The organism is Aeromonas sp. 1805, assembly GCF_013085525.1.
Lineage (GTDB): Bacteria > Pseudomonadota > Gammaproteobacteria > Enterobacterales > Aeromonadaceae > Aeromonas > Aeromonas hydrophila.
Genome location: NZ_CP038515.1, coordinates 2,629,072 through 2,651,223, shown reverse-complemented (window position 1 = coordinate 2,651,223; position 22,152 = coordinate 2,629,072). Strand labels below are relative to the sequence as shown.

Below are 22,152 nucleotides of genomic sequence, written 5' to 3'. Positions count from 1 at the left end.
CTTTTTCATTTTACTTTTCTTGCGAACTCAATAACATTCCCATGAAGATTAGTTTTTTGTGGCTCATTTGCTACTTCAAGTTCAACCAACTCACCCCAGCGTTGCCATAGCATTTTTTTCTTATCGTCATGTCGCGACCGATGGTAGGTTCTAACCAACTTATTGAGTGGGAGATGATTCAAACATAATTCGATCACCCTCTCTTCTGCATCTAATCTCTCAGCCCAATTGGTTGCAGCACTACGTCGTAAATCATGTATGGTAAATGGTTCCATATCAGGTAATGAACGAGAAATAAAACGCCTTAAAGCTCTGGTTATAGAGTCAACTAAAATAGGCTCGATTACGTCACTTTTAGGTCTATCTGATTCAAAAACGAAGTCACCGTTTACATATAGTGCCTGTTCATCAATCAACGCTTTCGCCTGTCGAGATAAGAATACCGAATGTGGCCTCCCATTCTTGGTATCAGGGATCGTCCAAACATCATCTCTAATATGTGAAAAACGCATATTAGCGACTTCGCCTCTACGACTTCCGGTCAATATCAATAGCTTGATCGCATTCGCTGCGGGCAGAGAAATAGTGGCATGGCGAGAAACACCACGCCCTCCAGCCGCTAAGCTACCACCACTTCCAAGATCCTCATCAATCGCCTTCCATAGCCTGCGCAATTCGGGGACTGTCAGCCATCTCTCTCTTGGCGAACCGGCACTGGCACCAAAATCCTTGGGCCGCAACAGTCTCGCAGGGTTAGCCTCGATAAGGCAGTGAACCACCGCATAATCCAACATCTGGTTCAGCGTTCCCAACCCCTTACGGGTTTCGTCTTTTGTTGCACGCCGAGTTATCTCTAACGCTTGCGCCAAGTGGGCACGTGTAAGATCGATTAGACGAATATTACCCAAGCTCTTCTTAAGGTGACGATTCCAACGCTCCTGATGGCACTGGAGAGTCTTTGGTTTGACGACCTGAGCAACACGCTGCGCATCAAGCCATCGTCCAAGCAACTCATCCATCGTCAGGGCAGTTTCATTTTTAGCCTTTTCACTAGCAACATGCTTGCGTGGATCAATCCCTTTCTTTACCAGAGCAGCCAGCTCTGCATGCTCAAGCCTAGCTCGCGCCAACGACAACGCAGGGTAATTACCCAAAACAACTGTCGCCTGAGTACCAGCAATCCGATAACGATAGACAAACCGCTTGCTCTTCCCTGTCCTAACCTCAATAGCTAATCCACCGCCATGGGGAGATTTCACCGCATATCGGGTAATCGAAGCCTCCCCCTGCAAAATCAATGAGGGGATCTCTCGATCCTGAGTTACCGGTTTTCTTGCCATAGCATTCTCTCCCCCCTGTTTGGGGTACCACTTGGGGTACCACAGCAAACATGATATAGGGTGAGACTTCATGAAACTAGCTGAAACCCACAACAAGAAAAATAAACATTAAAAACAATATGTTACAATCATAAATTCAACTTTGTAAAACCTTCTGAAACACTACCTACCTTGGCTCCTAAGGGACAGGCCACTGGTTCGACTCCAGTCGGGAGCGCCATACAAAACAAGGGGTTGGCATCATCACAATGCCAACCCCTTGGTCGTTTTTGAGTCGGATGACACACACGCTATCAAGCCAGATGGAAGAGCAAGGAGAGCTCCATGCTGATCGGGCTGTTATCGGGGTGCGATGGCATTATCTCTTGCATATAAGCCCACCACTGCTGGCAAATAGCTGTACTGGCCACCTCGCACCAGCGCCCCTCATCTTCAATCTCGACGTAACCAAACAGCTGACAGCTCTCCGGATGGAGAAAGATGCTGTAGTTGCTGGCCCCATGCGCCTTCAGAGTTGCGGCCAGCTCGGGCCAGAGCTCATCGTGACGGCGACGGTATTCCACCTCACAGCCAGGGTGCACCGACATCAGGAATGCCTTGCGGATCATCTTATCGCTCCTTATGCCATACCCATGCCGACCAGATTGGCGGCACCGACTATCACCAGCATGCCAATGCAGAGGATCCGCACCGGACGAGTGCCGACCCCTTTCCATTCCGCCATCAACAGCCCCACGATTCCGCCACACAACACATAACCGCTCATGTGCAACATCCAGTTTACGAAGGAGAGATGTTCGGGAATGCTGGCTTCGCCCCAGGCATAAAAGAAGAACTGCAGATACCACATGATGCCACCGGCCGCGGCCAGCAAGCCATTAAGCAGCAGACTCCGCGCTGGCTGGGCCAGATCATTGCGCAGTGACAGGTCGGGGCGCGTTGCCAGCCGGATGAAGCAGTAGCCCATGTTGACGATGGCCCCACCGCCCATGATGATGCCGTAGCTCGGCAACACGGCGTAGAGCGGGTTGATGCCAAGCGCTAGCGATGCCTGCCGGATGGGAGCTGCGGCTTCCAGACCGAAGGCAAATCCCGAGGAGAAAATGCCGCACATCACCGCCAGCAGCAGCCCCTTCTTCAGGTTGAATTCCTGGGTAGTCGTGCCCAGGGCAATCTCTTTCTGATGCCCAGCCCAGGTGACTATGCCTATGCCGATCAATGCGACAAAGACACCGAGCAGGGTGATTTGGCCACTGGTCGTGGTGAGCAGTTGAACAAATTCCCCACGCAATATGGGTGGCATCAGGGTGCCCACCACCAGGGTCACACCGATGGCGATCCCTATGCCCAGAGACATGCCCAGATAGCGCATGGTCAAGCCATAGTTGACATTGCCTATCCCCCACATGGCACCAAACAGAAACATGCCCCAGAATGCCTTGCTGTCCACCACGCTGTAGAAGGCGCCGAAGTCATCGATCAGCGTGGAGGTGACCAGCCAGGGCAACAGGATCCATGAAAACAGGCCGGCGAAGGCCCAGGTGGTTTCCCACGACCAGCGCTGGACCTTGCTGAGGGGAGCATAGAAGGAGGCCGCCGAGGCGGCGCCAACCAGATGCCAACCGATTCCCGATACGATTGCAGACATGAGATGTTCCTTGCTTGAGGTTTGATTGTGTTTTTGCTTCCCGATGGAGGGAAGCGTCCTTGATGACAACCGCGCTGTTTTTGTTGTTTTTCTGACGCCCGCCACAGATGGCGGGCGTCAGCAGAGGGTGAACTCAGCGACGAGTGAGCAGCTCCTGCACCTCGTACTCCTTGACGGCGTCGAGCCAGTCGACGCCCACCGCGACCCCTTCACGGGCGCAGGCGTAGTCCCAGACGGCTTGCCACGGCAGGCTGCGGGTCTCCTCCATCAGAGCCAGGCGGGTCGAATAATCCCCCTTGCATTCGGCTTGGCACAGCATCTCAATGGGCTCGAGCAGAGCACGCAACAGCGCCTTCTTCATGTTGCGGGTACCGATAACCCAGGCCGCGATGCGGTTGATGGAGGCATCGAAGAAGTCGAGGCCGATATGCACCCGCTCTAGCAACTCATTGCGGATGATTTCATTGGCGATGGCCTGGGTTTCGTCATCCAGAAGCACCACGTGATCGCTGTCCCAGCGCACCGGGCGGCTGACGTGCAGCAGCAGGTGCCGGACAAATAGAGAGGCCGCGCTGATCTTGTCGCTGATGACCTCGGTGGGGTGGAAATGGCCGGCATCCAGACACAGGGCTATGTCACGGGAGCTGGCATAACCCAGATAGAACTCGTTCGACCCGACTGTGTAGGACTCGGCTCCTATGCCGAACAACTTGCTCTCCACGGCATCTATGTGGTGCGCCTCGTCGATCCGCTCGGCCAGCACCTCATCCAGTGCCGCCATCAGCCGTTGACGCGGTCCGAGCCGGTCGGCGGGCAGATCCTTCATGCCGTCCGGGATCCAGATGTTCATCACGGACGGCGTACCCAGCGCCTGACCAAAGGAGGCCGAGATGCGGCGGCTCGCCTTGCAGTGATCGATCCAGAACCGGCGGATTTCGGGATCCGGATGTGACAGCGTCATGCCATCGGCGCTCAGCGGATGGGAGAAACAGCTGGGGTTGAAGTCCAGACCCACGCCTCTCTCCTTGGCCCAGCGCACCCAGTTGGCAAAATGCTTGGGTTCAATCTTGTCCCGCGCAACCGGGCTCTCCGCCTCCAGATAGATGGCGTGCAGGTTGAGCCGCTTGGCCCCCGGGATCAGTGACATCGCCAGATCCAGGTCGCGGCGCAGCTCGATGGCATCGCGCGCCTTGCCCGGATAGTTGCCGGTCGCCTGAATGCCGCCGGTCAGGGCGCCGGCATCCGCTTCAAAGCCACCGACATCGTCCCCCTGCCAGCAGTGCATGGAGACCGGAATGGTGGCCAGGGTAGTCAACGCCTCATCCACATCGACGCCGAGGGCGGCATATTGCTGTTTGGCCAGGGCAAAGGCGGTTTCAATATTCGGGTTCATACAACTTCCTCGATTAACGTGTCTGAATGGGTGTGCGCGCAGAGCGCGGCAAAGCGCGTCCGGTAATAGTCCAGCTGCGGGACCTCATGCGGATGCAGGGTGTCGATGCGGGTGTTGTGGCGGATCAGGCGGCGCACGTCCGTCAGATCCTGTAAAAGGCCCAACCCCTTGAGCTGCCAACCGATGTTGCCGAGCGCCGAAGCCTCCACAGGCCCGGTGAGCACTGTGCATTGGCAGATGTCGGCGCAAAGCTGGTTGAGCAACCGGTTCTGGGAACCACCGCCGACGATATGCAGCCTGGTGATAGACTCGCCGGTGACGTTTTCCAGCTCCCTGAGCACCTGGTCGTAGCACAGCGCCAGGCTGTCCAGCACGCAGCGCACCAGTTCGCCCGGGGTCTGCGGCGTGCCCTGTCCCGTCTCCTGACAGAAGTGCTGGATGACGCTGCGCATGCAGGCGGGATTGAGAAAACGTTCGTCGTTGGGGTGGATGAGGTAAGCAAAGGGCTCAGCCTGTTCTGCCTGCGCCACCAGCTCTGCGAAGCCCAACTGCGGCCACAGCGCCTGCAGCCCCTGCACCAGCCACAGCCCCATGACGTTCTTGAGCAGACGCCAGGTCCCCTCCACCCCCCTTCATTGGTGAGGTTGGCGGCCTGGGCAGCAGCATCGGTCAGTGGGGCGTTGCACTCGACCCCAACCAACGACCAGGTGCCCGAGCTGATATAGGCCGCGCCGCGCCCGCTCAGTGGGGTGGCAACGATGGCCGAGCCGGTGTCGTGGGTGGCAGGCAAGATGACACTGACCTGACGACCGGAGGGGCTGATCCAGTGACCCAGCCGGGTGCCGGGGGCGGCGATCGGCTGCAGCCACTTGCCCCCTTCGCCGATCAACGCGATCAGTTCGGGATCCCAATCCCTGCTGCGGGCATTAACCAGCTGGCTGGTGGAGGCATTGGTAAATTCACAGCTGAACTGGCCGGTCAGCCGATAGTGCAGGTAATCGGGGATCAGCAGCAGGCGGGTGACCTTGTCCAGCCAGGCCGGTTTTTCATCGAGCAGGGCCCGGATCTGATAGAGGCTGTTGAACTTGAGGAACTGGATACCGCTGCGACGATAGATCTCATCGCGGGACAATTGCTGCCAGACCCGCTCCGGCACGCCGTCGGTACGGGCATCGCGATAGGCCACAGCATCACCGAGCATCTGGCCCGCCGCATCCAGCAGGACAAAATCGACCCCCCAGGAGTCGATACCCACCGCATCGAGCGCAATGCCGGCGTCATCGATTTTTTCCAGCCCGAGCAATATATTGGAAAAGAGCCGCTCCGGTTCCCAGCAATCATGCCCATTGCTATGCACCATGCCATTGGTAAAGCGATGCATCTCCTGCATGGTGATATTTTCATTGACCGGATCATAGCTGGCCCATATTACCCGCCCGCTGGAGGCACCTAAATCCACTGCTGCAATACTGACTGACATCGAACCGACTCCATAAATTTCGATGTCATTACTCTAGGTTCCCTGATGGTTAGCAACCTTTCTGTTGTGGCCAAATAAATATGTTCAACTGGCATAAAAATCGAGAAATAAAGACTGGATGACAATTGTGTGAGTGAGGTCAAATAACGCCATCGCGCAAAAGGAAGCAATCGAGACTCGTTGATAAATAAATGCGAGGTAACTGTGAAAACCCTCACGAAACCCGTGCTATTTGATTGACCGGAGCCGGCTCCTGCGCATATTCACTGATTATTACCTCATGAAGAGAGCGACCATGTTTCGCCTGCAGCAGACCGATTTTTTTGACCACAACAAGGTCATCAACGTATTGCCACGCGCTCCGCAGGAACCCTTTCCGGAGCACTGTCATTCGTTTCATGAACTCGTGCTGATCAAGTCTGGCTGTGCCATCCACATCACGGACGGCCGCGCCGTGCATATCCGCCGTGGCAGTGTCTTCTACCTGCGCGAAGACGATGCCCACATGTTCGATCAGATGAAGGATCTTTGCCTGACCAACGTGCTGTTCAGGCCGGAGGGATTCCACTTCGCAGACGGGTTGCAAACCCTGCTGCAAACCAGCTGCCATCCGGCCAATGGCGGACTGCAACTACCCCCTTCCCTGCAACCACAGAGCGAGCTGCTGCTAAACCAGATAGCGGCAGAAAACAGCCGGCGAGATGCCTGTTCTCCGGTGATGATCGAAGCACTGTTTTCCCAGTTGGCCGTGCTGCTCTGGCGTACCCGTCAGCAAGGAGGAGAGGCGGGCAGCAAGGGGGAAGGAGATCAAGAAAGACTATTAGCCCTCATTAATTATCTCGATGAAAACTATCAGGAAGAGATTGACTGGAGTGAACTGTCTGCACGTTTTTCCATTCCGCTGCGCACCCTGAACCGAAAAATACAGGAACATACTGGTTTGACCCCCAACAATTATCTCGGACGAGTACGACTCTGCCATGCCTCCTGGTTGCTCAGCCATACCAATAAATCGGTTACAGATATTGCTTTTGAGAGTGGATTCAATGATGGAAATTATTTTTCCAGCAAATTTCACCATGCCTTTGAACTGACACCTCTGCAATATAGAAAACGTCATAAATAAACTTCACTCCTTGGCCACTATATTTCCCTCACAGGCCAAAGATTAAAGGCCTTCCGCCACAACAAGCTTAATATCCCCTTAATTTCATCTAAAGAAGAGGGATATCTGATGGCTTTTGCATTGTGTCTACCCCAGCTCAGCCTGTCCGGCAGTGGCGCTATCCACGATCTGGTACAATTGATGTGCAACCAGCCCGCCCGTCGTCCGCTGATCGTGACCGAGCGGGCCCTGATCTCGTTCGGTCTGCTGGACGGTCTGCTCGGGACGCTGCGGGATCGGGGCTTCACCCCCCTGGTCTATGACGGCGTAGAGCCCAACCCGACCGATAAGGTGGCCAGTGCGGCACTGGCAAGCTGGCAAGCCGGGCAGTGCGATGCCCTCATCGGCTTTGGCGGCGGCAGCGCCATGGATACCGCCAAGGCGGTGCGCGCCCTGGTTGCCAACCCGGGCAAACAGATCCATGACTTCGAAGGTATCGGCAAGGTCGTCCACACGGGCCCCTTCATGGCCTGCATCAGCACCACCTCGGGCACGGCCGCCGAAGTGACCAGCAATGCGGTGATCACCGACACCCGGCGCAAGGTCAAGATGGTCATCATAGACCCGGCACTGATCCCGACTGTGGCAGTCAACGATCCCACCCTGATGGTGGGGCTGCCCCCGGCCGTTACCGCCGCCACCGGCATGGATGCCCTGACCCACGCCATCGAAGCTTATGTCTCCATCGGTGCTCATGTGCTGACCGATCACTCGGCCCTCGCTGCCATCCGGGTGATTGCCGAATATCTGCCGCAAGCGGTGGCGAACGGCCAGGATCTGACCGCTCGCGAGATGATGGCACACGGCCAGTTCCTGGCCGGCATGGCGTTCAACAGCGCAGGGCTTGGTTACGTGCACTCTCTCGCTCATCAGCCCGGCGCCACCCACAACCTGCCGCACGGCGTGTGCAATGCCATCCTGCTGCCGGTGGTCTGCGAGTTCAATCTGGCCGTCAGGGAGGATCGCTTCGCCGACATAGCCGCCGCCATGGGGGTGGATACCAGCGCCATGAGCAAGGCTGGTGCCGCCGCTGCCGCCATCCAGGCCATTCGCGCCCTCTCCGCCCGGGTGGGCATTCCCTCTGGCCTGCATGAACTCGGTATACAGCCTGGGGATCTCGCCGACTGGGTCGATGCCGCCGCCGCCGATCCCTGTTCCGGCTGTGCCCCCGGGTGGCCAGCAAGGCAGAGCTGCTGGCCCTCTATCAAGCCGCGTTCTGACCCTGAACCCGACCGACAAGAGGCCGCCCTTGGGCGGCCTCTCTGTTTTCAGCAACCTGCATCCACTGGCACCCAATCCCCCACCCCTTTGTGCACTTCTTGAAAATCCGGCCAACTCCCCTCATGGCTTGGCACCCCCATTGAGGCTCGGCGGCGCGCCACTGGTTACAGTGGGCCCCATTCACAATGGCTCTTCAACGCAAGGTAGAGGGAATGATGCAGCAGATTGAATTCAACGCAGCCGTGCGGGCTGAAATCGAAAAAGTCGTCGAGGTATCCGCCTATTTGTGGCAACGGGAGTGGGCCGAGCGCAACGGTGGCAACATCTCCGTCGATCTCACCGACATCTTTGGGCCGGCGCCCGCAGACCTGAGCCAGTATCCCCACTGCCCCCTGTCCATGGTAGGGGGGGAAGGCGCCTTCCCGGCCGACAGCGCCGGTCATGTCTTCTTCGTCAAGGGCACAGGGGAACGCATTCGAGAGCTGCGCAGTCCGGAGCTCGCAGGCTGCATCCTGCGGATCGATGACGAGGCCCGGGGTTACCATATCCTGTGGGGAGGCCGTGGCTTGCACGACTACCAGCCCACCAGCGAATTCATCTCCCACGTGGAGATCGTCATGGACAAGCAGCGCAGGGGCGCAGCCGATCGCTGCGTAGTACACACCCATCCACTCGAGCTGATTGCACTCTCTCACCATCCCCGTTATGCCCGCGACAGCTCCGCCTACACCCACGCTTGCTGGAAGATGCTGCCCGAGGTGCGGGCCTTTGTGCCACGCGGCATAGGTGTGGTGCCCTACTGCATGCCCGGCAGCCAGGCCATGGCGGATGGCACCACGGCCGCCCTGCGCCAGCACGATGTGGCCATCTGGGAAAAACATGGCGCCGTGGCCACTGGCACGGATGCGCTGATGGCCTTTGACTTCGTCGATGTGGCGAACAAGGGGGCCAAGCTACACCTGATGTGTCTCGCCAGCGGTTTCGAGCCAGAAGGAGTCAGCCCGGAAGCCATGCAGGCTCTGCAGAAGACCTTCGGTCTGTAGCAAGCGGCCGGTATAGGCCCTGCCTGCGGGTCTTAGGCCGATGCCGCGCTCAAAACCACTGCGCCTAAAGGAGGGCCGGTCTGCTAGACTGGCCCTCTTTTTGTTCATTCATCTGCAAAGGAGTGTTGGATGTCTGCTGCTTCATGGTGGGACAAGTCCACCGGGCTGGCGCTGCTGACCATAGTTCTCTGGGCCTCGCTGGCGGCGCTCACCTCCCGGGTGACCAGTGTGTCACCACTGGTGCTGGTGGGGCTGGTGCTGTTTTTCTGCGGGATGGGAGCCCTGCCATTCTGGCGTCAGTGGCGGGCTCGTCCGGTCAACTGGCTGGTGACCATCAGCGCCCTGCTGCTCTACCACCTGCTGCTGTTCATGAGCTTTCGCCACGCCCCCGTGCTGGAGGCGAACCTCATCAACTACCTGTGGCCGCTGTGCATCATCCTGTTCACCCCACTGCTGCTGCCGGGCCACCCGCTGCACGGCCGTCACCTGCTGGCCGGCGCCCTGGGTCTGGCCGGCTCGGTACTGGTGATGGTGAACGGCGAGCTGCAGCTGCAACACGCCTATCTGCCGGGCTATCTGCTGGCGCTGGGGGCCGCCATCGTCTGGGGTGCCTACTCGGTGCTCTCGCGCCGGCTGCCGCCGGCCCCGGCGGTGATGACGGCGGCGGCCTGTCTGCCCGCCGGACTGCTGGCACTGCTGCTGGCCTGGCTGCTGGAGGGACCACTGCCGGTGGCTCAAATTCCGACCAGTGACTGGGGCCTCATCATCGGGCTGGCACTTGGCCCCATGGGGGCGGCGTTCGTCACCTGGTATCTGGCGCTGCGGGACGGGGATCCGCGCCGGATCGGGGCGCTGGCCTATCTGACGCCGCTGTTGAGTACCCTGTTGCTGGTGCTGCTCAATGGCGAGCAGCTGACCCCCCGTCACCTGCTGGCCGGCGCCCTCATCATGGGGGGCGCCCTGCTCGGCATGCTGGGCAAGCCCCCTGCCCGCCAGCAGCAGGAAGCCCCGGCACCGCAGCCGTAAGCCAGCCCCCCTCGACAGTCAGCCCTGGCCGCCGGGCTGACTGTCATAAAAGCGCCATCTCTGCTGCTTAAGCTCACGCCGACGCCCATCGCCGTGGTTCAACAAGCAGGAATGCTGCCGTGAAAATTGCCCATTACGCCTCCCTATCTTCTCTCGCTCTGCTGCTGGTCGCCGCCGTGCAGGCCGCGGCCCTCTGGCACGGCTGGCAACAGCTCAACCAGGCCGAGCAGGCCCAATACCAGCACGAACGGCTGCAGCAGCGGCTCACCGGTACCCTGCAGGGCACCCTGCGCGACTACCTCGCCAGCGGCGATCCGCTGCGGCTGACCGAGGCCGAAGCGGTGCGCAAGCAGGCGCTTGCCCAGCTCGCCCAGCAGGATGTGGCGCTCACGGCCCCGCTGCGCACCCTGCTCGAACAGATGGGAACGCGCATCGACAGCGACTATCTGGCGGCCGGCAAGCTCTCCGGCAACAGCCAGTGGCTGCTGCAAAATGCCGAGAACGAGCTGACCGATCAGGCCAGGGCGCTGCTGCGTTACGGCCAGCAAGGGGCGACGGGGAGCGACCCGGCCAGCGCCGAGCGCTATCGCCAGCTGGCCGGCGACCTGTTGGCGGCCCTGCCGGGGCTCGCTCACCTGCGCCAGAACTACATGGAGCAGGCCAGCCCCAAGCTGCTGGAAGGGTTGCAGTTCGAGCTAACAGCCCTGCAAAAACAGGCTGAGCAACTGGCGGCCCTGCCGCCGCTCGGCCTGTTCGCGGCGCCCCCCGCCGACGAATTCACCTTGGGGGAACCGGAGCGCAAGGAGCTCGGGGAGCAGCCCAAAGCCGAACTGCTCTCGCTGCTCAAGCGCTACCCACAGGAGCTGGAGAACAGCCGCAAGGCGCTGCAACAGCAGCAGGCGGGCCGTCTCGCGGTGCAACAAGACATAGGCCAGATGCTGCAGGCCACCGGCCAGATGGGCAGCGAACTGGCCGCCGTCCGCCAGGCGGTCAACCAGCGGCTGGCCGCCATCCTCGGCAGCCTGGCGCTCTGTCTGGTGCTGGTCGCCCTGCTGTTTGCGCTGGTGCAGCGCCGCTGGCTGGTCAGGCCGCTGCTGCGCCTGCGCGCGGCCTTCCTGCAGCTCGACGAAACCGGGCAGGCCGAAACCCTGCCAGAGGGGCGCGAGCGCAACGAGCTGGCCGACATCGTCGCCAGCTACAACCGCCTCATCCTGCGGCTGCAGCAGGATCAGCAGCAGAAAGAGGGCCAGCTGTCGGCGGTGTCGCAAAGCCTGCAGGGGATGGTCAACCAGGTGCAGGAGATCCATCACAGCACCCGCACCACGGAGCAGGCGGTGGACGAGAGCGACCTGATGATGAGCGAGCTGAACCAGCTGGCCGGCGAGGTGCATCAGGTGGCCGCCGAGATAGCGCAGCACGCCCAGCACAACGAACACTCCATGAGCCAGAGCGAGCAGCTGGTGGGCGGCATGTTGCAGGCCACCGCCCAGACCGGGCTCGCCATCGACGAGAGCGGTGGCGCCCTGGCCCAGCTCAAGCGCTCGGTGGAAGATGTGACCGCCATCGTCGACGTGATTGGCCACATCTCCCAGCAGACCAACCTGCTGGCGCTCAACGCGGCCATCGAGGCGGCGCGGGCGGGCGAGCAGGGGCGCGGCTTTGCGGTGGTGGCCGACGAGGTGCGCCACCTCTCTGCCGATACCCAGCGATCCCTTGGCCAGATCACCGAAATCCTGGCCAGGCTGACCCAGGCGGGGGATCAGCTCGGCACCGTACTGGCGCGGATCACCGCAGAAGCCGCTGCCCAGCGCCAGCAGGCGGAGCAACTGCGCCAGACCACCCAGGCGGTGCGGGAGATGGCGCGTAGCACGGCGGTCATCGCCCTGCAGGGGGCCGACAACGCCAAGAGCCAGGAGCACAAGCTGGCCAGTTTTGCCGATCTCATCGGCCGCATCAGCCAGCACGCCCGCCAGGGCAGCCGCCTCTCGGTGCAGGTGTCGGAGCACATCCACCACCAGGCCAGCCAGATCCCGCGCATCCTCGGTCACCAGGCCTGAGCCGCGCCGGTTTAGCCGGCGCCCCCTACCCGGCCCCTGCCATCGCGCAGGGGTTTATCTTTTTTTGTGGCACAAAATTATCTGTTATCCGCTGGTTAACGAAGAAAGATCCCTCTGCACAGTGCGATCCGTCCGGATCGGCCGGCAATTTCATCTGAAAACGTTGTCATCACCGATATCAGCGGGCTGGGAGTGTCCACAGCAAGCGTCATGATTATTTGCACTCGGTCATATTTTTGAAACTTGGTGGGAACTTTCCATTGATATTTCGCACCGCGAACGTACTCTTGGATTGTCCGATAGCCAAGGATCGGAACACAAAAAAACAAAATATGTGATGAACAGAACTGCACCACCGCAGATGTGCCAAGACGTCGCGGCCGCAGCCGACATACTCGAACTTTTTGCCCTTCGGGGTCTTGATTGCAATGCCAATACCGAGCGGCGGGCGCTTGCCTGACTGCCGGACAAAAAAGCTAAGTCCATAAAATCAGGAGCAATACAAAATGGAAAAAGTGATCTTCAAACGTGCCGCATTGAGCGCAGCCATCGTTGCTGCCATGCTCGCCCCCGGTATGGTGTTGGCTGCCGACGAAGCCGGCCCCACCTATGCAGCCGCCGCCAGCAAATTCTATGAAGAAGGCAAACTCAACGGTGGCCTCTTCTACTTCCAGCGTGATCGTCAGCGTATCGACGGCGACCCCACTGCCAAGAACAAAGAAGGCAAGTACCAGTCCAACCTGAGCCACGCCACCACCCAGGCCTCCCTGAACTTCAACTCCGGCTACGCCTGGGACGTGGTGGGTATCGATGTGGGCGGTTTCGGTGCCTATGACCTGGCCGTGACCGAGAACCACCCGGTCAACCAGGAGAACGAATTCTCCTTCGCCGGCAACAAATGGGGCGAAAACTACAAGGACGGCTCCCCGGAAGGCGGCTTCAGCCTGGCCAACGCCTCGCTGAAATTCAAGGCGCTGGACGGTGCCCTCACCGCCAAGGGTGGTCTGACCCAGCTCTACGTACCGGGCGTGATCGGCGTGAACTGGTCCTATCAGCCGGGTACCTACCGTGGTGGCCAGATCGAGGGTAACTTCGGTGGTCTCTACCTGACCTACGCCATCGCCGACGAGTACAAATCTCCCTGGTACAAAGAGACCCAGAAGTTCTCCCGTGCCAAGGCATGGATGGATCCGTTCGCCGATGAAAACGTCATCGACTACATCCAGGGTGTCGCCGCCCGTTACACCTTCGAGAACGGCACTGCCATCACCGGTTCCTACGGTAACTCCGAAAACTACATGGACAGCTACCACTTCAAGCTGGCCCATAAATTCGACGTGCTGAACGGCCTCTCCACCAGCTACCAGTTCTACGGTTCCGACACCAAGACCTATCAGAAGGGTGGTGCCGACATCGAGACTTACGATGGTCTGGCATGGCAGCAAGCGCTGACCGCCGCCTGGGGCATGGGCCCGTACGGCTTCCGTCTGGAAGGTCTGTGGACCAAGGCCGAGGGTAACGAAGGCAACTACCTGCCCCGTCTGACCCGTGGCTACGGCAACTCCCAGGGCGCGAACGAAATCTGGTGGGACTCCCGCTCCGACTGGAACGCCAACAACGAAAAAGCGCTCTACTTCGGCGTGACCCGCTCCCTGGATGACCTGGTGGGCGCACCTGGCTGGTCCGTCGGTGTCTCCGGTGCCTACGGCTGGGATATCCAGAAAGGCGACGGCACCAAGGCCACCAACGGTGAAGATACCGAATGGGCAGCCAACTTCGACGTCATGTACACAGTGCAGGATGGCAAGCTGAAGGGCACCCTGTTCAAACTGCACTACACCGATTACAACAACGACATCAGCCAGAGCGGCGGTTGGACCGAATACCCCAACATCTTCGCCTCCGAGAAAGACGTCAAGTTCCACATCATCATGCCGTTCACCATCCTGTAAGCAGGTGGTTGAAGTTAGCAAACCGGGCCAATTGGCCCGGTTTTCTTTTTTCTGATCAGCGGGTTAACATGCAAAACCGCAGGCGCTGCTGCCTGCCCCGTCACCACAAGGATGCGCCCATGTCCCGCTTCGTTCTGATCACCGGCTGCTCCAGCGGCATCGGCCTGGCTGCCGCCAAGGCGCTCGGCCAGCACGGCTACACCGTCATCGCCTCCGCCCGCAAGGCCGAGGACGTGGCGCAGCTGCGCCAGCTGGGTTTGCTGGCCGTCGAGCTGGATCTGGCCAACGAGGCCAGCATAGAGCGGGGCGCGGCCGAGGCGCAGACACTGGCCGGCGGCCGCCTGTATGGCCTGTTCAACAACGGCGCCTACGGCCAGCCCGGCGCGCTGGAGGATTTGCCCACCCAGGCGCTGCGCGAGCAGTTCGACACCAACCTGTTCGGCTGGCACCACCTGATTCGCCAGCTGCTGCCGGCCATGCTGGCGGCCGGCGAGGGGCGCATCGTGCAGAACAGCTCGGTGCTGGGGCTGGTGGCCATGAAGTATCGCGGCGCCTACAACGCCAGCAAGTTCGCGCTGGAAGGATATACCGATACCCTGCGCCTGGAGCTGGCCGGCAGCGGCGTGCAGATCAGCCTGATCGAGCCGGGCCCCATCGACACCCGCTTTCGGGCCAATGCCCGCGCCGCCTTCCTGCGCCACATAGAGCCCGCCGCCAGCCGCCATCAGGCCGCCTACCAGCAGACTCTGAGCCGGCTGGAGCGTGAAGGGGGAGCCCGTGGCTTTACCCTGCCAAGCGAGGCCTGCATTGCGCCGCTGCTGCACGCACTCGGCAGCCCGCGCCCCAAACACCGCTACCCGGTCACCTTCCCGACCCGGCTGTTCGGGGTGCTGCGCCGCCTGTTGCCCAGCCGCCTGCTCGACCGGATCCTGGCCAAGTCGGCCTGACGGCGACCGCCTCGCCACCCGGCACACCCGCAAGCAGCCTGCAGCCAGGGGCGACGACGCGCATCGTCGCCTCTCGTCTCATCCCCACCAACCGGCACCAGAGTGCGGCACCAGAGTGGCTTGAATCAGCCAAGCCGCCATCCCTGGCAGTCCCCGCTCAGTAGTGCTGGCCGTTGCTGTAATAGCAGCTCTTGACGATGGGCAGCACCTGCACCACCACATAGGTCTGCTCCCCCAGCACCGCTTTCAGGTGACGGGTGATCAGCGCCGCCGCCGCGTCCTGCAGCTCCTGCGGGCGTTCGAACCAGACCAGCTCGACGAACGGAAAGCCGGCCTCGACCTCCCCCTCGCGCACCCAGTGGCTGTCGATGCTCTCCAGGGTGACGAACTCCGGTTTGCCCCCGGTGAGGGCACAGAGATCCGCCAGCAGGGGGGCGCTTATCTGCTTGAGGGTGTCGACGGAGATGGCCCGAAAACGAAGGTGGGGCATGGGAAAACCTCTTGGCTGTGACAAATGAGGACTTATCATAGGGGTTATTGTGACGAAGAGAAGCCATCCGCTGACATAAGGTGCCCCATGAGACTCCATCGCCTGCTGCTCCCCTTCCTGCTCTGCCTGCTGCTGCCGCTGAGCGCCTTTGCCGACCCCGCCTTCTATAAGGTCAGCAAGGGCGATCAGCAGCACTGGCTGCTGGGCTCCATCCACGCGGGCAAGCCCTCGCTCTATCCGCTGCCCGACCCCATCGAGCGAGCCTGGCTGCAGAGCCGCGCCCTGGTGCTGGAGGTCGACCTGACCCACATCAGCCAGCAGCAGTGGCAGGAGATGGGGGCCATCACCCGGCTGGTGGACGGCAAGACCCTCAAGGAGCACGTACCGCTCGATCTCTACCGGCGCACCATCATCGCCGCCGGCCAGAACGGCCTGACCGAGAACATGCTGGCTCCGCTGCGCCCCTGGTTCGCCGCCATCACCCTCACCCAGGCGGCGCTGGAGCGCACCGATTTTCGCAGCGCGCTCGGGGTGGATCAGCACTTCGCCAAGCAGGCCGGCGACAGCGGCAAGCCCATCATCGGCTTCGAGACCCTGCTCGAGCAGCTCGGCTACCTCGCCAGCGTCGGTGACAACCAGACCCTGATGCTGGAGAGCACCCTGGACGAGCTGCCCGAACTCGAGCGCGGCTTTCGCGAGGTGATGAAGGCGTGGGAAGGGGGAGACGAGGCGACCCTCATCAACCTGCTCAAATCGGAAATGGCGCCACCCAAGCTGCAGGCCTGGCTGGAGCAGACCCTGCTGGCGGAGCGCAACCACAACTGGCTGAAGAAATGGTCCTCCCTGCCGAACGAGAGCTTCATCGTGGTAGGAGCGCTGCACCTTTACGGCGACCAGGGCTTGCTCGCGTTGCTGGAGCAACAGGGCTGGCGCATCACCCCGCTCACCGAGCCGGGTCCGCGCAAGCCGGCCCGCCAATAAGGCGCAGGCGGGGCCACATCGGCCCCGTCAGGGTCTTGATATGGGAGGGCGCTCACAGATCCGGCTGCCGATTTAATAACCACATAAGGACTTGATCGAGATCATCTCTTTGCTCCCAAAGAGGTATCTATCATGCCAGTCATCAATGGGATGACTGGAGTGCATGAGATGGAATTTTGGATGAACCTGATGTTCGGCAACAGCGTGGGACTGATGTCCATGTTGGTGATTATCGGTACCTTCCTGCTGATCAGTTCCTACGCGGCCTATTTCATCTACAAGGTGATGAACGCCAAGCCGCCGAAAGAGGGCCAATAAGCCTGCGTCAGGCGATCCCCGATCGCCTGATCCCGCCCTCGCCTCCCCTTTGCTCACGGGCTGAGCAACCCGGCGCCACCAGCGCGCCCGCCACTTTCAGATCCGCCCCCGCCCGCTATAATGGCCGCTCATTCCACCTGCGGGGAGCCTGCCGTGTCTCATAACGACGAACTCTCACTGTTTCGCAATGAAGTGGCCGACGTGCGCCCCATTCGCAACGACCATATCCGTCTCCAGACGGCGGGCAGCAGCCCGACCGACGCCCAGCTCGCGCGGCGCCAGGCCGCCACCGCCGAACAACTCGCCCTGGATCACCTCAGCATGGAGGCAGTCGAGATGCTCGACCCCCACGCCATTGTCGGTTTCAAGCGCGACGGGGTGCAGGAGGGGGTCTACAAGAAGCTGCGACTCGGCAAATACGAGCTGCAGGCAAGCCTGGACCTGCACCAGAAGACCCTGAACGAAGCGCGCCAGAGCCTGGTGCAGTTCATTGCGGATTGCGAACTGCGCGACATCCGCTGCCTGCTGATCCTGCACGGCAAGGGGGAACGCAGCACGCCGCGCGCCCTGCTCAAAAGCTATGTCAGCGCCTGGCTGCCGCAACTGCCGGCGGTGATGGCCATGCACAGCGCCGAGCGTCGCCACGGTGGCGGCGGGGCCCTCTACGTGCTACTGCGCAAGAGCGAGCGCAAGAAGGCAGAGAACCGCGAACGCCACCAGAAGCGGCTCGGCTAGCCAGCGCCCGTCATCTGGTCAGTCATCCTAAGCCAGGGTGGTAAAACGCACGAGGGCAGTGCTAGCATCGATCGGCCCCGAGCATGCCAGGTACGGGGTGTACGCCATCAGGGACGATAACAAGGACAATCCCATGTCATATCAAAAACTTGAACAACATCAGCAACAGCTGCACCGGCTCTCCCATCTCTCGGCCATCTGTGGCTGGGATCAGGCCGCCATGATGCCGGAGGGGGGCAACGAAGCCCGCGCCGAGGCCATGGCCGAACTGGGGCTGCTGATCCACCACAAGCGCACCGCCCCCGAGCTGGGCGACTGGATTGCCAAGGCCGAGAGCGAGCCGCTGGACGAGCTCCAGCGCGCCAACCTGCGCGAAATCAAGCGCCACTGGCAGGATGCGAGCCTGCTGCCCGGGGATCTCGTGGAGGCGCTGTCGCTGGCCGGCAGCAAGTGCGAGCACGCCTGGCGCCGCCAGCGCAAGGAGAACGACTGGGCGGGTTTTGCCCCCAACCTCACCGAGGTGGTGACACTCTCGCGCGAGGTGGCTCGCCTGCGTGCCGACGCGCTGGGGGTACGCCCCTACGATGCCATGCTGGCGCTCTATGAGCCGGGCATGACCAGCGCCCGGCTCGACGAGATCTTCGGCGATCTGACCGGCTGGCTGCCAAACCTGATCCAGACCGTGAGCGAGCAACAAAAGCGCGAGTCGGTGCAGATCCCGCAAGGCCCCTTCCCCATCGCCGCCCAGCAGGCGCTCGGCCAGCAGGTGATGGGACTGCTCGGCTTCGATTTTGCCCACGGCCGGCTCGATGTGAGCAGCCACCCGTTCTGCGGCGGGGTGCCGACCGACGTGCGCATTACCACCCGCTACAACGAGCAGGAGTTCGTCTCCAGCCTGATGGGCATAGTCCACGAAACCGGTCACGCCCGTTACGAGCAGGGCTTGCCGCGCCCGTTGCTGGGCCAGCCGGTGGCCGAGGCGCGATCCATGGGCATTCACGAGAGCCAGAGCCTGTTCTGCGAGATGCAGCTCGGCCATGATCCCGCCTTCCTCACGCTGCTGGCGCCGCACATTCGCGCCCACTTCGGCGAGCAGGCGGCGTTGGCGCCGGCGAACCTGGTCAAGCTCTACAACCGGGTCGAGCCCGGCTTTATCCGGGTCGATGCGGACGAGGTGACCTATCCGGCCCACGTCATCCTGCGCTACGAGCTGGAGCGCGACCTTATCGAGGGGCGCATCGAGGTGGCGGACATCCCCGCGCTGTGGGACGCCAAGATGCAGCAGTGGCTGGGGCTCTCCACCCAGGGCAACTACCAGAATGGCTGCATGCAGGACATTCACTGGACCGACGGCTCGTTCGGCTACTTCCCGAGCTACACGCTCGGCGCCATGTACGCGGCGCAGCTGCGCTTCGCGCTCGAGCGGGAGCTCGGCAACATGGGCGAGCTGATCGCGGCGGGCCGCCTGCCGGAGATCTTCGCCTGGCTGGGTCGTCACATCTGGTCCCAGGGCAGCCGCTACGGCACCGACGAACTGGTCAGCCGTGCCACCGGCGAGGCGCTGAATCCGCACTGGCTGCGCCGCCATCTGGAGCAGCGCTATCTGAAGTAGAGCCAGCGCACCCGCCAGCAGATAACAAACGGGGCCTCGCGGCCCCGTTTTTCATGGTGACACAGCGCATCAGCGCCCGTCCGGCACGCCGACAAACTCGCGCAGCTGCAGGATGTTGCCCTCGGGGTCGAACGCATTGCGCACCACGAACCCGGGGCCGGACCACTGCTGCGGCAGCAAGCCGCCCCCGAGATCGGCCGCCTTTGCCTCCGCCCAGGCGAGGCTCGGCACGGTAAAGAACAGCTTGATGGCACCCTGCTCGCGCAGCTGCGGCGGCGTGGTGATGACCACCTGCTCGGCATAGGGAGCGGGGATTGCGTGCAGCAACAGCTGGATGTCGGCGTTTTCCTGCACGATCAGCTCGTCGCTCTGGCTGCGGATCTCCATCTGCAGCAGGGTGCGATAAAAGTGGCTCAGCAGGCCGGGATCCCTGGCATAGATCAGGGCGCCGGCACGTGCGGGTCCTGGCATGGCTCTCTCCTCCTTGGATGTTGTCACCCCAGATTCGCACACTTGCCCTGCCAAACCGATCTGTTTTTCACGCCCTGCGATCGCGGGCGCGGCCTCGGCTTTATTTCAATTGCTGTCCGTTTCTGGCTAGTCATCGCCTTCGTTCCTGCTTAGTCTCTCACTCATCCGGGCCGCCGCGCCCACCCCGCTTTCGGCGCAAGGAGCCACCGATGCCAACAGATCACGCCATGACGATGCCGCCGGCCGCAGAGCATGAGTCAGACCTGCCGCTCAGCGCCGAACAGTGCCATGCCGCCCGCCTGGCCCGCGATGCGCGCTTCGACGGCCGCTTCTTTACCGGCGTGCTCTCCACCGGCATCTACTGTCGGCCTGTCTGTCCGGCGCGGCCGCCGCACGAGCACAACGTGCGCTACTTCCAAAGCGCCGCCGCAGCGGAGCAGCACGGCCTGCGCCCCTGCCTGCGCTGCCGGCCTGAGCTCGCGCCCGCCGCCCCCGGCGATCTGCCGCCGACGCTGGCGCGCCTGCTGGCCCGGATCGATCGCGGCGAGCTGGCGGAAGGCTCGCTCACCACGCTGGCGGAACAGGCCGGCATCAGTGAGCGCACGCTGCGCCGCCAGTTCGAGCAGCACCTTGGCGCCTCGCCGAAACAGGTGGAGCAGACCCGTCGGCTGCTGCTCGCCAAGCGGCTGCTGACCGAAACCCGGCTGCCCATCACCGACATCGCATTTGCGGCGGGCTTTGCCAGCATTCGCCGCTTCAACGATGCCTGGCAGCAGGCATACGGGCTGGCACCGCGGGCCCTGCGCCGTCAGAGCGAGTCAACCGGCGACGACGCCGCCCTGACGCAAGCTGAACCACAGACCGAGGAGGGGGCAATGCTCACGCTGCAACTGCCCTACCGCCCCCCTTACGACGTGGCGGCCATGCTGGCGTTCTACCGGCTGCGCGCCATTCCGGGGCTGGAGCGGGTAGATGGCGAGGTCTATGAACGCTGGCACCGGGTCGGCGATCAGGTCGCGCGGGTGCGCATCAGCCAGGGCAAGGGGCACAGCCTGCTGCTCAGCGTCCATGATCTGCCGCCCGCCGCGCTGCCGGATCTGCTGTATCGGGTGCGCCGGATGTGGGATCTCGATGCCGACATGCAGCGCATCGGTGCGCGACTCGGGCAGGATCCGCTGCTGGCGCGTCTGCAGGCGCGCTGGCCGGGGGTTAGGCTGCCCGCCGGCTGGGATGAGTACGAGGTGATGCTGCGCGCCATCGTCGGCCAGCAGGTGTCGGTCAAGGGGGCCATCACCATACTCGGACGGCTGGTGGCACGCACCGAGGCGCAATTCGGGGTGGCGCAGTTGCCCACCCCTGCCCAGTTGTGCGAGCTCAACCTGGACGGTATCGGCATGCCCGGCAGCCGGATCAGAACGCTGCAGGGGCTGGCACAGGCGCTGGCCAGCGGCGAGTTGAGCTTGATCAGCGCCAGCGATGAACAGCTGCTGGCACTGCCCGGCATCGGCCCCTGGACGGTCGCCTACTGGCGGCTGCGCTGCGGACTGGATCCGGATGCCTTCCCCGCCTCGGATCTGGTGCTACAAAAAGCGCTGGGGGGCGGTACCAAGTTGCCGGTAAAAGCGGTATTGGCCCACAGCGAAAGGTGGCGGCCCTGGCGCGGCTACGCGGCGAGCTGGCTGTGGCATGCCATGAGCGAGGAGCCGGCACTGCTGACCGAATCGGCACTGCTGACCGAGCCGACACAAGGCGGCACAGCAAGCGACAACCCATCAGAGGAGACAACCCCATGATCCGCTACGATATCCTGCCCAGCCGCTGCGGCGATCTGCTGGTAGCCATCGACGAGCGCGGCCTGCTGCACGTGGACTTCGTGGCGGGACTGCGCGCACTGCCCGACATGAGCAGCTGGCGACAGGACAAGGTGGCGCTGGCCCCTTTTCTCGCGCAATTTGAGGCCTATTTTGCCGGCCGCCTGCAACGCTTCACCCTGCCGCTCGCACCAAGAGGCACGGCGTTTCAGCAAGCGGTCTGGCAGGCGCTGTGCGACATCCCCTACGGCGAGACCCGCAGCTACAGCGACATTGCCCGCGCCATCGGCAAGCCCAATGCGGTGCGGGCGGTGGGCGCCGCCAACGGCCGCAACCCGCTCTCGATCATCATCCCCTGCCACCGGGTGATCGGCCAGAACGGCAGCCTGACCGGCTATGCGGGGGGATTGCCCATCAAGCAGGCGCTGCTCACGCTGGAGGGTATCTCTGGTTGATGACACC

The 22,152-nt window shown here is 61.9% G+C and carries 20 protein-coding genes and 1 pseudogene; 13 read left to right on the top strand and 8 right to left on the bottom strand.

The window, feature by feature from the left end:
- Window positions 1–5: 5 nt before the first annotated feature.
- From E5E96_RS12545 to E5E96_RS22520, 6 genes and pseudogenes are all read right to left on the bottom strand, one after another.
- Window positions 6–1,340 carry a site-specific integrase gene (locus tag E5E96_RS12545; protein WP_171282278.1) on the bottom strand — a complete coding sequence of 445 codons (1,335 nt, stop codon included), beginning with the start codon at window positions 1,338–1,340 and terminating at the stop codon, window positions 6–8.
- 293 nt (window positions 1,341–1,633) lie between these two features.
- Entirely contained in the window at window positions 1,634–1,948 is a 315-nt protein-coding gene (rhaM, locus tag E5E96_RS12540) for an L-rhamnose mutarotase (protein ID WP_029303765.1), read from the bottom strand.
- Window positions 1,949–1,959: 11 nt separating this feature from the next.
- A complete protein-coding gene (rhaT, locus tag E5E96_RS12535) occupies window positions 1,960–2,988 on the bottom strand; it encodes an L-rhamnose/proton symporter RhaT (protein ID WP_171282277.1) in 1,029 nt (342 codons plus the stop codon).
- Window positions 2,989–3,121: 133 nt separating this feature from the next.
- The gene (locus E5E96_RS12530) at window positions 3,122–4,381 is read right to left on the bottom strand and encodes an L-rhamnose isomerase (RefSeq protein WP_171282276.1); all 1,260 of its coding nucleotides are present in this window, start codon (window positions 4,379–4,381) and stop codon (window positions 3,122–3,124) included.
- Complete coding sequence (locus E5E96_RS22525) at window positions 4,378–4,974, bottom strand: FGGY-family carbohydrate kinase (protein ID WP_253264621.1); 597 nt, start codon at window positions 4,972–4,974, stop codon at window positions 4,378–4,380. The genes E5E96_RS12530 and E5E96_RS22525 overlap by 4 nt, the downstream gene beginning before the upstream one ends.
- A 329-nt stretch (window positions 4,975–5,303) precedes the next feature.
- Window positions 5,304–5,861, bottom strand: a pseudogene (locus tag E5E96_RS22520) (FGGY family carbohydrate kinase); the annotation flags it as partial.
- Window positions 5,862–6,156: 295 nt separating this feature from the next.
- Here E5E96_RS22520 and E5E96_RS12520 point away from each other — a divergent pair.
- The 7 genes from E5E96_RS12520 to E5E96_RS12490 all read left to right on the top strand — a co-directional run bounded on the left by E5E96_RS12520 (window position 6,157) and on the right by E5E96_RS12490 (window position 15,272).
- On the top strand, window positions 6,157–6,987 hold the full coding sequence (locus E5E96_RS12520; RefSeq protein ID WP_216368087.1) for a helix-turn-helix domain-containing protein: 831 nt from the start codon (window positions 6,157–6,159) through the stop codon (window positions 6,985–6,987).
- 108 nt (window positions 6,988–7,095) lie between these two features.
- Window positions 7,096–8,349, top strand: coding sequence for an iron-containing alcohol dehydrogenase (locus E5E96_RS12515; RefSeq protein ID WP_171282275.1), 1,254 nt, complete (start codon window positions 7,096–7,098; stop codon window positions 8,347–8,349).
- Between the two features lie 110 nt (window positions 8,350–8,459).
- Entirely contained in the window at window positions 8,460–9,290 is an 831-nt protein-coding gene (gene rhaD, locus E5E96_RS12510; RefSeq protein WP_216368086.1) for a rhamnulose-1-phosphate aldolase, read from the top strand.
- A gap of 129 nt (window positions 9,291–9,419) precedes the next feature.
- Window positions 9,420–10,316 carry a DMT family transporter gene (locus E5E96_RS12505; RefSeq protein WP_171282274.1) on the top strand — a complete coding sequence of 299 codons (897 nt, stop codon included), beginning with the start codon at window positions 9,420–9,422 and terminating at the stop codon, window positions 10,314–10,316.
- Window positions 10,317–10,435: 119 nt separating this feature from the next.
- Window positions 10,436–12,373 carry a methyl-accepting chemotaxis protein gene (locus tag E5E96_RS12500; RefSeq protein WP_171282273.1) on the top strand — a complete coding sequence of 646 codons (1,938 nt, stop codon included), beginning with the start codon at window positions 10,436–10,438 and terminating at the stop codon, window positions 12,371–12,373.
- A 506-nt stretch (window positions 12,374–12,879) separates the two neighbouring features.
- Complete coding sequence (locus tag E5E96_RS12495) at window positions 12,880–14,325, top strand: OprD family outer membrane porin (RefSeq protein ID WP_011704981.1); 1,446 nt, start codon at window positions 12,880–12,882, stop codon at window positions 14,323–14,325.
- Window positions 14,326–14,444: 119 nt separating this feature from the next.
- Window positions 14,445–15,272, top strand: coding sequence for an SDR family oxidoreductase (locus tag E5E96_RS12490; protein ID WP_139705544.1), 828 nt, complete (start codon window positions 14,445–14,447; stop codon window positions 15,270–15,272).
- A gap of 157 nt (window positions 15,273–15,429) precedes the next feature.
- Here the strand turns inward: E5E96_RS12490 and E5E96_RS12485 are convergent, their stop codons facing one another.
- Window positions 15,430–15,762, bottom strand: coding sequence for a DUF1904 family protein (locus E5E96_RS12485; RefSeq protein ID WP_171282272.1), 333 nt, complete (start codon window positions 15,760–15,762; stop codon window positions 15,430–15,432).
- Window positions 15,763–15,849: 87 nt separating this feature from the next.
- Between E5E96_RS12485 and E5E96_RS12480 the strand changes: the two genes are divergently transcribed.
- The 4 genes from E5E96_RS12480 to E5E96_RS12465 all read left to right on the top strand — a co-directional run bounded on the left by E5E96_RS12480 (window position 15,850) and on the right by E5E96_RS12465 (window position 19,408).
- Window positions 15,850–16,743 carry a TraB/GumN family protein gene (locus tag E5E96_RS12480; RefSeq protein WP_171282271.1) on the top strand — a complete coding sequence of 298 codons (894 nt, stop codon included), beginning with the start codon at window positions 15,850–15,852 and terminating at the stop codon, window positions 16,741–16,743.
- A gap of 168 nt (window positions 16,744–16,911) precedes the next feature.
- Window positions 16,912–17,061 carry a DUF3149 domain-containing protein gene (locus E5E96_RS12475; protein ID WP_064773827.1) on the top strand — a complete coding sequence of 50 codons (150 nt, stop codon included), beginning with the start codon at window positions 16,912–16,914 and terminating at the stop codon, window positions 17,059–17,061.
- A 153-nt stretch (window positions 17,062–17,214) separates the two neighbouring features.
- Complete coding sequence (gene smrA / locus E5E96_RS12470) at window positions 17,215–17,796, top strand: DNA endonuclease SmrA (protein ID WP_029301641.1); 582 nt, start codon at window positions 17,215–17,217, stop codon at window positions 17,794–17,796.
- Window positions 17,797–17,929: 133 nt separating this feature from the next.
- Window positions 17,930–19,408: a carboxypeptidase M32 gene (locus E5E96_RS12465; RefSeq protein ID WP_162516546.1), complete on the top strand. Its 1,479-nt coding sequence runs from the start codon at window positions 17,930–17,932 to the stop codon at window positions 19,406–19,408.
- A 69-nt stretch (window positions 19,409–19,477) separates the two neighbouring features.
- Here the strand turns inward: E5E96_RS12465 and E5E96_RS12460 are convergent, their stop codons facing one another.
- A complete protein-coding gene (locus E5E96_RS12460) occupies window positions 19,478–19,879 on the bottom strand; it encodes a VOC family protein (protein ID WP_024944412.1) in 402 nt (133 codons plus the stop codon).
- 209 nt (window positions 19,880–20,088) lie between these two features.
- On the opposite strand from E5E96_RS12460, the gene E5E96_RS12455 reads away from it, so the two are divergent.
- Complete coding sequence (locus E5E96_RS12455) at window positions 20,089–21,672, top strand: AlkA N-terminal domain-containing protein (protein WP_171282270.1); 1,584 nt, start codon at window positions 20,089–20,091, stop codon at window positions 21,670–21,672.
- Entirely contained in the window at window positions 21,669–22,145 is a 477-nt protein-coding gene (locus tag E5E96_RS12450; protein ID WP_045790484.1) for a methylated-DNA--[protein]-cysteine S-methyltransferase, read from the top strand. The genes E5E96_RS12455 and E5E96_RS12450 overlap by 4 nt, the downstream gene beginning before the upstream one ends.
- Window positions 22,146–22,152: the final 7 nt, after the last annotated feature.